Below are 13,021 nucleotides of genomic sequence, written 5' to 3' on the forward strand. Positions count from 1 at the left end.
TCAATCTTTATCCAATAAATTGTATTTTTTGAGAATTCCGCGTAGCTGATGATAGCTTAATGACAATAATTCTGCGGTTTTCTTCTGATTAAACTGCCCTATGGTCAATGCTTGCTCTAACAAAGATTTTTCTTGTTGTTCACAATGAGTTTTAAAATCCAGTGGAAAGCTTAGCTGAGCGGCATTTGTTGTGGCAGCGTGAGTCGCAGCGTTAGCACCATTAGCTGCTGATATTGAGCTAGTGTCGTTTGTGACTGGAGCCTTACTTGGTCTTCTATCTTGAGTGCGTATGCTTTGCTTAGGCCGAAAAGGAGAGTCAAAGGGGTCAAGGGTAATGTCTTGAATAGGTTTATCGCGCTGTTGATTACGATACACGGCGCGTTCCACCACGTTTTTAAGTTCACGAATATTTCCAGGCCATTGATGATCAAGCAAGATTTGTTTACTGCTCGCACTAAATCCCGCGAAGTATTCAAGCCTAAGTTGGCGCGCCATACCAATAGCAAAATATTCTGCCAGTGACATAATATCTTCAGGGCGACAGCGCAGCGGCGGTAAGGTGATGACATCAAAGGCTAATCTATCGAGTAAATCGGCGCGAAACTCCCCCGCATCTGCAAGGCTAGGTAAATCTTCATTAGCAGCGCATATTAAACGCACATCGGTTTTTAAGGAGCGATTGCCGCCCACACGCTCATACTCGCCATATTCAATGACTCTCAACAGCTTTTCTTGAATAAGTCCTGAGGTATTGGCCAGTTCATCTAAAAATAAGGTGCCACCATCGGCGCGCTCAAAGCGACCTTCATGGCGTGCTTTGGCGCCAGTGAATGCACCGGTTTCATGGCCAAACAATTCGCTTTCTAATAGGCTATCACTTAAGGAGGAGCAATTAAGCTTAATAAAGCTCTGATCCCAACGGGTCGATAAGAAATGAATGCGTTCAGCAATCAGTTCTTTACCTGTGCCTCGTTCACCTATGATAAGTACAGGTTTAGATAAGGGCGCTATTTGCGATACATGCTCAAGGACTTCGAGTAGGGCATTCGATTGGCCGATGAGATTGTCTTGTTGGTTTTGTTTAGCCACGATAATTTTTGGTCTATGTCACTAACAAATGGTGAAAATTATAATATGTGTCTAGTTGGTGAAAATAAAGATAAACTTAAAAATATATCTATCACATTGTAATTGAAAGAAATTTAAAAGTTGGCACGAAATGTGATTAAAGGACATTGTAACCGCTAACTTTGAGGATAATATTATGGGAATTTTTTCACGCTTTGCAGATATCATTAATTCAAACATCAGTGCTTTATTAGATAAAGCCGAAGATCCTGAAAAAATGGTACGTCTTATCATTCAAGAAATGGAAGATACTTTAGTTGAAGTGCGCTCAACCTCAGCTCGTGTTTTAGCTGAGAAAAAAGAAGTGCACCGCCGCGTGGCTCGCATTGAAGAACAAGTGGCAGATTGGCATGCTAAAGCGGAACTGGCGTTATCTAAAGATCGTGAAGATTTAGCCAAAGCCGCGTTAGTCGAAAAGCAAAAAGCCAACGATACCTTAAAAGCCTTGAGCGATGAAATGCTGATCATCGATGAGCAAATTAGTCGCTTAAAAGATGAAATCACGCAATTACAAGAAAAGTTAGCCGATGCGAAGGCGCGTCAGAAAACCATTATCATGCGTAATCAAACGGCGACGTCGCGCTTAGAAGTGAAACGCCGCTTAGATTCCAGCAAAATTGATGATGCCATGCTCAAATTTGAGCTGTACGAGCGCCGGGTAGAAGGGATTGAAGCGCAAGCGGAAGCCTATGAATTATCTAAGGGCGCCAATAAAGGCTCATTAGCGGATGAATTTGCCGCGCTGCAAGCAGAAGATGAAGTGTCGGCTGAATTAGCGGCCATGAAAGCTAAAATGCAGGCTAATGCCGCCACTGAACCTAAAAAATCATAAGGAGTAACTTATGGATTTAGATCTGCTCATCGCCCCGATTATTATCTTTTTAGTGGTGGTTGCACCTATCTGGTTGGTGCTGCATTACCGCAGTAAGAAACAAGTTAATCAGGGCTTTACGGAGGAAGAGTTTACTCAGCTTAATGAGTTGATTGTTAAGGCCGATAAAATGAGCCAGCGCATAGCAAGCTTAGAGGCAATCCTTGATACCGATAGCCCAGAGTGGAGGAGTCGTCATGAGTAGAGGCACCTTATACCGCAATCGTGCGCAGGGGAAAATCGCTGGAGTATGCGCAGGCCTTGCGGATTACTTCAACTTTGAAACTTGGTTAGTGCGAGTTGTAGTCGTGTCGATTTTCCTACTGGGCGGCTCTGGCGTAGTGTTTATTTTGTATATAGCGCTGTGGGTCATCCTTGATGAGACGCCAAAAACGCAAAATATGGACGCTTATCATAAAGAGTCTGGACTTAAAAAAAAGGCGTGGCAAGCAGGTGAGCCCGCTAAACAAGCGCTGGCAGATTTGAACGGCCGTTTTCGCGCCATTGATATTAGATTGCAGAATATCGAGCGCCATGTAACGTCGGATCAATATGATTTAAAGAGACAAATCAATAATCTTTAGATGTGCTTTCGTTATACTAGGTGGCTAATGCCACCTTTTGTTTTTGGGGTCTTTTATGATAAATGTGCGTCACTCATGGTCACGACTGCAGCAGCAAGCGCAGCAAGTGGCACTACGCGCCGGTGATAGGCAGATTCGTTTAGCAGTTACCGGTTTATCGGGCGCAGGTAAAACCGCCTTTGTGACCGCCTTAGTCAATCAATTGACCTTAGGGACAGACAAGCTCCCGTTATTTGCCGCCGCGCGCGAACATAGGCTGATTGGGGTTAAGCGCGTGATGCAACCCGATTTAAATATTGCGAGCTTTGATTATCAAGGAGCGATAGCGCAATTAACAGGGGAGCCACCTCAGTGGCCATCATCAACCCGCAGTATTAGCGAGCTAAGATTAGCCTTGCGGTATCAGCCAACGAAAGGGCTGCGAGCTAAGCTGGTGGACTCTGCCACTTTATATCTAGATATCATTGATTATCCTGGGGAATGGCTACTTGATTTACCTATGCTCAAACTCGACTTTGTGCAGTGGTCTAAAGAGATGCAAGCCCAAGCGCAAAAATTGAGTCATAGTCCACTATTTGCGGACTTTACTCAGGCACTATCAGCACTTGATTTAGCGGCACCTGCCGATGAGCAAGTGCTCGCTAAACTCAGTGAGCATTATCAGGCGTTATTAGTCGATTTAGTGAATGAACAAGGTTTTTATCAAGTGCAGCCTGGGCGGATGTTATTGCCAGGTGAGCTTGCTGGCGCGCCAATATTAAGCTTTTTCCCGTTATTGACTGTGACAGATGATGAGTGGGCCGCGCTTAACAATAGCGATAAACATTCATTTTTCCATGTGTTGCAGCATAGATACCAGCAATATATCGCTAAGGTAGTAAAGCCTTTTTATAGAGATTACTTTTGTCATTTTGACAGGCAAGTGGTGCTGGTGGACTGTTTAGGCGGCTTAAATCGCGGTAAATATCAGTTTGAAGATATGACGTCCGCGCTCGAGCAAATTCTCGAGAGTTTTCAATTTGGTCAAAATAGCTTATTGAAGCGATTATTTGCGCCCAAAATCGATAAATTGCTGTTTGCTGCCAGTAAAGTGGATCATATCAGTCGCGATCAACAAGCTAATCTATTGCATTTACTCACCTACCTATTAAAGAGTGGTCAGCAGCAGGCAAAATTTGATGGTTGTATCGTTGAAACTATGGCCATCAGCGCCATTAAAGCCAGTAAACATGGCATGGTTGATACTGCCACAGGCCCATGTGAAGTCGTGCAAGGCAATGCCCTTGATACGGGTTTACCGCTCACTATTTTCCCAGGTGAAGTGCCGACAAGTTTACCTCAGGCTGGTTTTTGGTCGTCTCAAGGCTTTGATTTTCCATCGTTTGCGCCGCCATTGGCGCTAAATAAGCGCTTTGAGCATATTCGCATGGATCACTTGTTTGAATTTATTTTGGGAGACAAGCTGTTATGAATACAGGTGCTGATAACTCCCTCAAAGGGCGCCAGGAGTTTGCGGCGGTGAATGATACTGCCACTGAAGCTTCAAAAGATAAACATAATTTGCAAAGCCGCACTCAGTTTGCTGCCGATACTTTTGTGGCTATAGATGAGCAAACATCAACTCTTGAGCAAGAGAATTTAGATGCCGCCTTTGCGCCAGCCCAAACTAAGGGCAAACGCTCGCGTTTATTGGTGCTGGTGGTTTTATTATTGTGCGCTGTGGTGGGCGTTGAAACATATTTGAGCCTGCGCGCGGCCTTGGCGCAATCTGTGTGGCTTTTTGCTTTGTATGGCTCAACCTTAGTGGCGCTGGTAGCATTTGCTGGCCGCGCGCTATGGTCTGAGTTAAAAAAATTGCGGCGTTTACGCCATACGCTAGCATGGCAAGAGACTGGCGATAGACTGCGCCTTAGCATGCAATCTGGTGAAGCGGCGCCTTTTATTCGGCAATTAGCCCAAGGGTTTGGAGATGATAAAGACGCCGAGGGTAAAAAACGTAAGTTAGTGGCCATACAGCAAACGGCATTAAGTCAGTATTATGCTAAAGCGACCGCTGATCATAACGACGCTGAGCAAGTGCAATTATTTGAAATAGAAGTCTTATATCCGCTTGATAAGCAGGCGCAAAGCATAGTGAGTCGCTACGCCTTAGAAGCCGCGACCTTGTTAGCGGCAAGTCCATTAGCTGTGATGGATATGGCGATTATTTTGTGGCGCAATCAAAAGCTATTAAATGATATTGCCGCTTGCTACGGGATTGAGCTTGGCTATTGGAGCCGGATAAGGCTACTGAAAACCATAGTGCTTAATGTGATTTATGCTGGTACTACTGAAATTATTACCGATTTAGGCAGTCAGTTATTATCGATGGAAATGACTGGTAAGTTGTCGGCGCGTTTAGCCCAAGGGGTTGGCGGCGGACTATTAACGGCAAGGCTTGGTTATCAAGCCATGGCCTTGTGTCGCCCGTTAGCTTTTGCGCCTGAACACAAGCCTAAATTATCAAGGGTTCATAAAGACTTACTCATTGAACTAAAGCGGATTTTTACCGACAAGCAAGACTCAGGCTTAAATGCTGAAACAATCACTGAAGCTGAAAAAGTAAAGCGCTGAACTACAAGTCAGTCGATATCATCTATGAGTGACATCAAAGAATGTTATCTATGAGTGCTATCTATGAGCGCTCTACTATTTAAGCCATATGCGCACTCACTACACAGCAAGGACATCCAAAATGTAACGTATTAGTTACGCTGGTTTTTGGGGATATTTAAGGTTGCTGCTATGCCCTGATCATTGGACTCGCTAGAGTGAAGCTAATGATCATAGGGATATATTATGAAACACACAGCAAAAGAATGGCATCTTGCCACTCTCGCCATTCATGGCCCCAAGCCTAGTCATCAAGCGCGTCCTTTGGTTAAACCTTTAGTTCAAAGTGCCACCTTTGTGTTTGACAGTGTCGAGCAAGGTGGCCGCTGTTTTAGTGGTGAAGAGTGTGGTGATATTTACACCCGCCTTGGCAATCCATCCATTCGAGAGCTAGAACAAACCATAGCGGCTTTAGAAGGCGCAGAGGCAGCAGCGGCGACAGCTTCTGGCATGGCGGCAGTGAGTGGCGCTTTGCTGGCTAATTTACAAGCTGGCGATCATCTCATCGCCAGCCACGCCATTTACGGTTGCAGTTTCTCGTTAATCACTGAGCAATTACCAAAATTTGGCATACAGGTGAGTTTGGTTGATTTTGCCCAACTTGATGCCATTACAGCGGCTATCAAAGTCAATACTAAGCTGGTGTTTTACGAGACGCCAGTAAACCCGCATTTAGATGTCTATGATATTGCAGCGGTATCAGACATATGTCAGCGCCATCAATTGATATCTATTGTTGATAACACCTTTATGACGCCGCTGTTGCAGCAGCCCTTAGCCCTTGGCGCTGACATAGTCATACATAGCGCCACTAAGTATCTTAATGGTCATGGCGATGTGATTGCAGGAGTCGTGTGTGGCAGTGAGCTATTTATCTCGCATCTTAAAAGCACCATCATTAAAGACTTTGGCGGCGTGTTATCGCCGCACGATGCTTGGCTTATTTCACGGGGGCTTAAAACCTTAGATATTAGGATGGCGCGTCATTGCCAAAGCGCGCAAGTGGTGGCTGAGTTTTTGCAGGCACACAGCTTAGTGAGTAAGGTCTATTACCCTGGGCTGAGCACTCATGTCGGGCATTTATTAATGAGCACGCAAATGCAAGGGGCGGGCGGGGTGATAGCCTTTGAATTGAAGGCCGATTTACAGCAAGCCAAAGCCTTTGTTAATCGCTTACAGTTATTTAGCATCGCCGTCAGTTTAGGCGACGCCGAATCCTTAATTCAGCATCCTGCCTCTATGACTCACTCGCCTTATACGCCAGAGGCTAGAAAACTTGCTGGCATATCCGATAATTTACTGCGCATCTCAGTGGGGCTTGAAAATGAGGCGGATATTATTGCCGACCTAAAACAAGCCTTGGCCGGCATAGGGTGATAGCTGGCGCAGCGCCAGCCATTACCTCTTTACTATGCACTTATGGCTATGGCTTATATGTTCCAAAAGGTATGAGCCACGATATAAAGCACTACTATGCTGATGAGGTTAATTATCATGCCAGCTTTGACCATTTCAGATTGGCGAACATGACCTGAACCATAAACAATGGCATTGGGAGGTGTTGCCACAGGTAACATAAACGCGCATGACGCGGCTATTCCTATGAGCACTGCCAGCATAATCGGCGACACACCCAGTGGTTCGGCGATGGCCGCAAAAATAGGTACTAATAAGGCGGCGCTTGCCGTATTACTGGCAAATTCAGTCAGCATGATCACAAAGGCAATAACCACTAAAGTGAACAGCGCCATATGGGTGTTACCAAACACATCAGTTACCCAATGAGCTAGAAATACACTGGTTCCTGTGGTTTTTAAGATGGCGCTTAGGGTTAGGCCGCCACCAAATAAAATCAGCACGCCCCAATCTGTGGTCTGCTCAATTTTCTTCCAGCTCACTAAGCCCAATCCTGCCAGTAACGCTACTGCGCTAAGTGCCACTATGGTATCAAACTGTGAAATACCGCCTAATGCTGAAGCTAGTGGTACGCTAAAGACCCACGCCAGCACTGTGAGTAAGAAAATTCCTAAAGTAACCTTGCCGCTAAAGCTGAGTTCTTGCTCTTCAGTATTGATTTTACAAACAAAGGCTAAATCAGGCTTTAAGAAAAAATATAAGGCAATAAGCATGCTTGGCAGCATTAACGCGACAGTGATTAATCCAAACTTGAGCCAATCAGCAAAACTTAACCCTACTTGGGCGGCAGCAATGGCATTTGGCGGACTGCCAACTAAGGTGCCTATACCGCCAATATTCGCTGAATAAGCTATGCCTAACAGTAAAAACAAATAGGTACTTTTATGCTGATTGTAATCCAGCTGTTTTAAAATACCTAAGGCAAGCGGCAGCATCATAGCCGCAGTCGCCGTGTTACTTATCCACATAGACAATAAGGCTGTCACCGCAAACATTAATAAACAGGCTGAGCTCAGTTTGCCTTTTGACGCTTTAAGTACCTTGTTGGCAATCAGCTTATCAATCCCTTGATAATTGAGTGCCGCGGCCATGACAAAACCACCGAAGAATAAATAAATGATGGGATTAGAAAAGTTAGCCATAGCGGTTTTGACGTCAAATACCCCAAGGGCGACAGCGACTATGGGAACTAAGATGGCAGTGACACTCAGATGAGTAGCTTCGGTTAGCCATAAAATGGCGGTAAATACTAAGATGGCTAACCCTGTGTTGACCTCAGGTTCATAGGGTAAAAATTCCTTAAGTAAGAACAGCAAGACTATATCAACACCCACTATGGCTAAATTGGCTGCGACTTGATGGTTGGGTGGTCGACTCTGTTTTTGCTGCATAATTATCCCTTTATCCACGAGTTATTAACTCACTGTAGGGGAGATAGACCCTTATACAAATATCTTTATTAATGCTTGCTTTGTTGGTTTTTTGTCACTTTCACTACTTATTTTTAGGTGTTTTGGTTGGTTGACGAATTAATGAGGTTATTTTTCAACAAATACTAGATATATCAATAGTTAGTATCCTTTCGTGGCTACAGACTGTAATTAAACCAGATATCATTTATGTGATCTTGGTGTGGTTTTTTTGTGAGCATTAGGAGGTTGCACTTAGCTTTTACTGGTCTAGGCTTTTACTTGACCGAGGAAGCTCTGGTCATTTACTCATTGGAGAACATGAATGCGAAAAATAATGTCAATTTTTGGTTTGTCTATGTTGTCATGCTTGTATGTGCCATCAGCGTTAGCCGCAGAACCACAGCTTAAGGCGGTGAATGAAAGCACCAAAGCAGTCACTAGCACAGCAACAGATAAAGTGAGCACTAAAGCGTTAGAGGCTAAAGCTGAAGCGCGAGGCGCCATGGAGAAGCCTAAGTCGAGTGTCGGCCAAGCCATGCGGATTAATATCAATACCGCAAACGTGGAAGAATTAAGTATGCTTGATGGGGTTGGCCCGTCTAAAGCACAAGCGATTGTTGATTATCGCAAACAACATGGCAAGTTTTCATCGATTGATGACTTGCTGAATGTGAAAGGCATAGGTCCTAAGACGCTGGATAGTAACCGTAATCTGCTGGTTTTATAATCACAAAGGTGGTATTTGTTCAATCAGTGTTCACTTGAAGCCACTAATAGTGTTAGTGGCTTTTTAATGCTTGAATATCTTAAGGGGCTAAGGGATAATGTCTTCGTTGTCAGAGAGAAATCCTGATAAATCAATGGTGACCTAGGGTCCCCCCGCAATGATAACCTGTGAACTCGGCCAGGCCCGGAAGGGAGCAACCGCAGCAGGCGACTCGTGTGCCGGGGTGTGGCTCTAGGGAACCTCCAAATCGTTTTATTCCTTAGCTTAAAATCAATTCAACCTTCTTGTTATACCAATAACTCTCCAGCGTAAATTAATTTATCCCTTTGTTTTATGGTCATTTAATGTAATCGTTTCGTATTAATCCAGTTAGTTGTTAATTCAGTAAGCTGTTGTTTGGTTTTCTTGGTCTTTCTTACTGTTTCATTTGCCATTTTTGTAGCAAGGCTTTTTAGCACTTGGCATTTGTGCTTAAACGTCATTGCTAACGTTATGAACTAGTCTGCGAATGCATACACTAAATTCAGGCAGCATGACTGTGATTAAGACTAACTGTGGATAGATGATGGTAAAACTGGATGCTAACCAGAGGGTTAGCATCCATAGTGCGGTTCAAAACTATATATCAAAACCTATTTATCAAAACTCATTTATCAAAGCTAAAGGTAAATAGATTTGTTACGCTTAAGCTTACAGCTGCTTAATGGCCCAGCCCATAAATTCTTTACGAGTATTATCATCCGCTTGTAACCACCAGTATTGCAGCATTTGCTCTGGGTTAGCACCATCGTTAACGGCGGTGGCTGGCGCAGTGACTACACCAGATGCCGCTGGCGCTGCGCCAGTTGCTATCACAATCGCATCCGCACTATTTGCTTGATTGGTCGTTGTCTGAGTATTGGCTTGAACCATAGCGCTAGTGCCAACAGCAGTGGCAGCAGCTGTGCTGGCATCAATTTTGGCCGTTTGACTACCAGTAAATAACCGACTAAAGAAGCTTGGCTCTTCATAATGGGTTAATACATATTGGAAACTTACCGGCGAATTATTGTTGCTGTTGATATTGACCTTAGGTGTTTCTGCGTATTTCTTTGGGTCTTTGAGCGCTAAGTCAGAGGCGGGAGCTAACTGATATTCAGTGTTATCCTGCACATCTAAGGTAATGATAAAGGGGGATGATTTAACGAAAGTTTGGCTGTCGCTGTACTGATCTTGCACCATATCATGAAAACGAATCGCGATTTTATGTGTGCCAGGGGTTAAATCTAACTCAGCTTTATGTTTAAACGAAGTGGTTGAAATTTCTTGGCCATCAAGGGCCAAATATTCAAAATTAAGCGGGATCTCTAAGCTTGACGCCAATATAGATGCACTGAAAAATAAACTCGCAAAAGCAGTCGTTGGCACTAAATATTTCATTGAAACTCCTTATCTATTTCTAAAGTTAGGTCGCTCGAGCGCTTGGATCCTATCTTCAATGTAGGTAATTGCCTGTCGGCATTTACCTAAACGTTTATGCATTGATAGGATTTCATTTTGATACTTGATTTTGTCATTACTATGACAGTTTGCAAGATGCATATCGAGTTCAGCGATTTTTTGTGTGAATTTATCAGCCCAATTCAAATGCTTATTCAATTCTTGATATAAATCATGGCTATTTTGCATCACCGCCGATGCAATCCACTCAAAGCCGGTTTGTTCATGCTGAGTTTGTTGGCGCTTAGCCCATAGGGTTTTACGGGTTCTTTGGGTTTGCTGCGCGGCCTTAACATTGATTTGGGTCGAGGTCAGGGCTTTTTTAACGGCAATAAATTTATCTTGAATGCGCTGACAACTTAATGCAATCAATTGTGGACTTAATTTCATCCGCAATTGTTTTTCAAGCTGTTCAATGGCCGTTCTAATTTGCTTAATGCATGGCGTAAGGGCGGCGCCATGCTGCACAAATAACTCATTATTAAAACGTTCAGTATCTTGAATTAGCCGACAAGCGGTCGCCGTTAACAACCTGTCATGCTGTAGCACTTCTTGTTCCAGTTGTTGTAGCTGTTGGCGTAATTGTAGTAACGGGTCTAAAGCCATAATAATAAGCCTATTCAATTACCTGACGATAAGGTGGTAACGAGTCCAGCAATGATTGACCGTAACGCTTAGTCACTAATCGTCTATCTAATATGGTAATACGACCATAGTCTTGCTCTTTACGCAATAAACGTCCGCAACTTTGAATTAATTTACGTGAAGCATCAGGAATTGTTAACTGCATGAAAGGGTTACCGCCGCGTAACTTAATATATTCAGCATGCGCCTGCTCAACCGGTGAGGTAGGAACTGAAAACGGCAACTTAGTAATAATCAGGTTAGTTAGATAATCCCCTGGTAAATCCAAACCTTCTGAAAAACTGCCAGTACCAAACAAGATAGATACTTGGCCGTCATCACAACGTTTTTTATGTTGCTCCAGCAGCATTTGGCGTGAATCAGTACTTTGGATTAACAAGTGCTTACCTAACTTAGGCTTAACTAAGTCGGCCACTTTCTCCATTTGCCAATAAGAGGCAAATAGCACTAAGGTGGCGGTTTCATCTTCAACCAGTTGAATTATTTGCTGGGCTAATTCTTCGGTATAGCTGTCTTCAGTCGGCTCGGTTTTCATCTTAGGTAAAAACAAGGTGGCATTGTTTTTATAATCAAAGGGCGATTCTAATGCCAAATAGCGACTGCCATCATTGAGCCCAAGACCCACTTGATGGGCAAAATGGTCAAATTTATTTAAGGCGCGCAGTGTGGCTGAACATAACACCACGCCGGCAGCTTTTTCCCACAACATACTATCAAGCATATAGCCAACTTCGATAGGGGAAGCGCACACTAAAAAATCACTTTGGCGGTTGTTGATGACTTCAATCCAGCGCGCCATCGGGGCGCCTTTAGGACTGTCTTCTTTGGCCATCATCTTCCATAACTTGCTGATGTTTTCTAGGCGCTGAATAGTAAAACCAACATCGGTTTGTAAACTATCGGCCTGGGCTTTGGCAACGTCACCATCTTTAATGGCTTCATTTAACAGGCTTTGCAGACGAGTAAAGTTCTTTAAGGTCGTGGCGCTGGCCTTGGCTAAATCATTGGCATGGCTGGTTAATTGCTGCGGTAATTTACCATGCTCAAAGCGCCAGCGATTATCAAGATTAGCAAACATCTTAGGGTTCGCATCTAAGCTGGTGGCCAGTAAATTAAGCAGGCGAGCTAATTCACCGGCATCATCTTGTAATTGCTGCACTGGGCCATTGACTTGTGATGATTTAATCAAGTCTTGCAGTTTCTTACTGGTTTTTAAGGCTTTATCTAACCAGTCAATACTGCCTCGGACTGTGGCTTGGGCACTTGAAAAGTCACGAGCAACCGATGGTAAATGATGGGCCTCATCAATCACATAATAAAGCTCGGCAGGATCTGGCAATATGATGCCGCCCCCGAGTTCAAGATCAGCAAACAGCAAGCTGTGGTTAACGATTAGTACATCCCATTGGTCCATATCTTCACGGGCCAGATGGAAAGGGCATTGCCTATGACTTGGGTGGCCGCGTTGGCAAGAATGCTTATCACAAGATATCTGCTGCCATAAATAGTCAGGGATAGCTTGCGGCAAGGTATCTAGCTCACCATTCCAGCGTTTGGCGTGATAATCTTTAAGTAAAGATTGCAGCAATTCAACCTGACTATTGTCAGGTTTAGTTTGCCACAGGGCCATTTGGTCGATATTGCTATCACCGCAAAGCAGTTCTAATTTCGCAAGGCACACATAACGCTGGCGCCCTTTGACTAGGCCATAGCGAAAATCTAGCTGGGACACTTCTTTAAAAAATGGCAAGTCTTTATGCAGCAGCTGCTCTTGCAAAGCAACAGTTGCGGTGGCAATGCACACTTTCTTCTTGGTATTTAGGGCTAACGGTATGGTCCCCAAAATATAGGATAATGACTTACCAATCCCGGTACCGGCCTCAACCACAATAATAGGGCGTTTTTGATCGTATTCGCCCACTAAAGTCTTGGCAATTTCTGCCACCATATAGTTCTGTTCCCGGCGCGGGCAAAAGTGAGGCATAGCCGAAGCAACAGCTTTGTAAATGGTGCGGATTTGGGTTTTAACGAGATCAGGAAGCATGGCCGCAATCGTTAGCAAAATGGCTGTACATAATATCAGTATTTGGCGGTCGGTGAAACTAGT

Annotated in this window: 12 protein-coding genes and 1 other RNA gene; 8 read left to right on the forward strand and 5 right to left on the reverse strand. The window is 44.1% G+C overall.

Going from position 1 to position 13,021, the window contains the following annotated elements; all coding sequences use genetic code 11:
• Nucleotides 1-1,089 (reverse strand): phage shock protein operon transcriptional activator, encoded by a 1,089-nt coding sequence (pspF, locus tag AC1HDP_RS01780; RefSeq protein ID WP_479637438.1) that lies wholly within the window; start codon nt 1,087-1,089, stop codon nt 1-3.
• 175 nt (nt 1,090-1,264) lie between these two features.
• Here pspF and pspA point away from each other — a divergent pair, with 175 nt between their 5' ends.
• From pspA to AC1HDP_RS01810, 6 genes are all read left to right on the forward strand, one after another.
• Nucleotides 1,265-1,960 carry a phage shock protein PspA gene (gene pspA / locus AC1HDP_RS01785; protein WP_479637439.1) on the forward strand — a complete coding sequence of 232 codons (696 nt, stop codon included), beginning with the start codon at nt 1,265-1,267 and terminating at the stop codon, nt 1,958-1,960.
• Between the two features lie 10 nt (nt 1,961-1,970).
• A complete protein-coding gene (pspB, locus tag AC1HDP_RS01790) occupies nt 1,971-2,204 on the forward strand; it encodes an envelope stress response membrane protein PspB (RefSeq protein ID WP_140932200.1) in 234 nt (77 codons plus the stop codon).
• Nucleotides 2,197-2,583, forward strand: coding sequence for an envelope stress response membrane protein PspC (pspC, locus tag AC1HDP_RS01795; RefSeq protein WP_140932201.1), 387 nt, complete (start codon nt 2,197-2,199; stop codon nt 2,581-2,583). The genes pspB and pspC overlap by 8 nt, the downstream gene beginning before the upstream one ends.
• Nucleotides 2,584-2,638: 55 nt before the next feature.
• Complete coding sequence (locus AC1HDP_RS01800; RefSeq protein WP_479637440.1) at nt 2,639-4,054, forward strand: YcjX family GTP-binding protein; 1,416 nt, start codon at nt 2,639-2,641, stop codon at nt 4,052-4,054.
• Complete coding sequence (locus tag AC1HDP_RS01805) at nt 4,051-5,196, forward strand: TIGR01620 family protein (protein ID WP_479637441.1); 1,146 nt, start codon at nt 4,051-4,053, stop codon at nt 5,194-5,196. Before AC1HDP_RS01800 ends, AC1HDP_RS01805 begins: the two co-directional genes overlap by 4 nt.
• Before the next feature lie 222 nt (nt 5,197-5,418).
• Nucleotides 5,419-6,612 carry a trans-sulfuration enzyme family protein gene (locus AC1HDP_RS01810; RefSeq protein ID WP_479639801.1) on the forward strand — a complete coding sequence of 398 codons (1,194 nt, stop codon included), beginning with the start codon at nt 5,419-5,421 and terminating at the stop codon, nt 6,610-6,612.
• 53 nt (nt 6,613-6,665) lie between these two features.
• Here the strand turns inward: AC1HDP_RS01810 and AC1HDP_RS01815 are convergent, their stop codons facing one another.
• The gene (locus AC1HDP_RS01815; protein ID WP_479637442.1) at nt 6,666-8,042 is read right to left on the reverse strand and encodes an SLC13 family permease; all 1,377 of its coding nucleotides are present in this window, start codon (nt 8,040-8,042) and stop codon (nt 6,666-6,668) included.
• 343 nt (nt 8,043-8,385) lie between these two features.
• Here AC1HDP_RS01815 and AC1HDP_RS01820 point away from each other — a divergent pair, with 343 nt between their 5' ends.
• Nucleotides 8,386-8,790 carry a ComEA family DNA-binding protein gene (locus AC1HDP_RS01820; RefSeq protein ID WP_479637443.1) on the forward strand — a complete coding sequence of 135 codons (405 nt, stop codon included), beginning with the start codon at nt 8,386-8,388 and terminating at the stop codon, nt 8,788-8,790.
• A 141-nt stretch (nt 8,791-8,931) separates the two neighbouring features.
• An RNA gene (gene ffs / locus AC1HDP_RS01825) (signal recognition particle sRNA small type) lies at nt 8,932-9,028 on the forward strand.
• Between the two features lie 452 nt (nt 9,029-9,480).
• Here ffs and AC1HDP_RS01830 read toward each other — a convergent pair.
• From AC1HDP_RS01830 to dinG, 3 genes are read right to left on the reverse strand one after another with little or no spacing between them, the layout of a single operon-like run.
• On the reverse strand, nt 9,481-10,209 hold the full coding sequence (locus tag AC1HDP_RS01830) for a DUF2057 domain-containing protein (RefSeq protein WP_479637444.1): 729 nt from the start codon (nt 10,207-10,209) through the stop codon (nt 9,481-9,483).
• 9 nt (nt 10,210-10,218) lie between these two features.
• Entirely contained in the window at nt 10,219-10,875 is a 657-nt protein-coding gene (locus AC1HDP_RS01835) for a primosomal replication protein (RefSeq protein ID WP_479637445.1), read from the reverse strand.
• Between the two features lie 10 nt (nt 10,876-10,885).
• Nucleotides 10,886-12,958: an ATP-dependent DNA helicase DinG gene (gene dinG / locus AC1HDP_RS01840; RefSeq protein ID WP_479637446.1), complete on the reverse strand. Its 2,073-nt coding sequence runs from the start codon at nt 12,956-12,958 to the stop codon at nt 10,886-10,888.
• Nucleotides 12,959-13,021: the final 63 nt, after the last annotated feature.

It is taken from the genome of Shewanella sp. ISS20 (assembly GCF_056522965.1).

Bases quoted from the DNA above. Each gene is read 5' to 3' on its own strand.
- dinG (WP_479637446.1), bottom strand. From the start codon at position 12,958: ATGCTTCCTGATCTCGTTAAAACCCAAATCCGCACCATTTACAAAGCT.
- AC1HDP_RS01835 (WP_479637445.1), bottom strand. From the start codon at position 10,875: ATGGCTTTAGACCCGTTACTACAATTACGCCAACAGCTACAACAACTG.
- AC1HDP_RS01830 (WP_479637444.1), bottom strand. From the start codon at position 10,209: ATGAAATATTTAGTGCCAACGACTGCTTTTGCGAGTTTATTTTTCAGT.
- pspA (WP_479637439.1), top strand. From the start codon at position 1,265: ATGGGAATTTTTTCACGCTTTGCAGATATCATTAATTCAAACATCAGT.
- AC1HDP_RS01800 (WP_479637440.1), top strand. From the start codon at position 2,639: ATGATAAATGTGCGTCACTCATGGTCACGACTGCAGCAGCAAGCGCAG.
- AC1HDP_RS01820 (WP_479637443.1), top strand. From the start codon at position 8,386: ATGCGAAAAATAATGTCAATTTTTGGTTTGTCTATGTTGTCATGCTTG.
- pspC (WP_140932201.1), top strand. From the start codon at position 2,197: ATGAGTAGAGGCACCTTATACCGCAATCGTGCGCAGGGGAAAATCGCT.
- pspB (WP_140932200.1), top strand. From the start codon at position 1,971: ATGGATTTAGATCTGCTCATCGCCCCGATTATTATCTTTTTAGTGGTG.
- AC1HDP_RS01805 (WP_479637441.1), top strand. From the start codon at position 4,051: ATGAATACAGGTGCTGATAACTCCCTCAAAGGGCGCCAGGAGTTTGCG.
- AC1HDP_RS01815 (WP_479637442.1), bottom strand. From the start codon at position 8,042: ATGCAGCAAAAACAGAGTCGACCACCCAACCATCAAGTCGCAGCCAAT.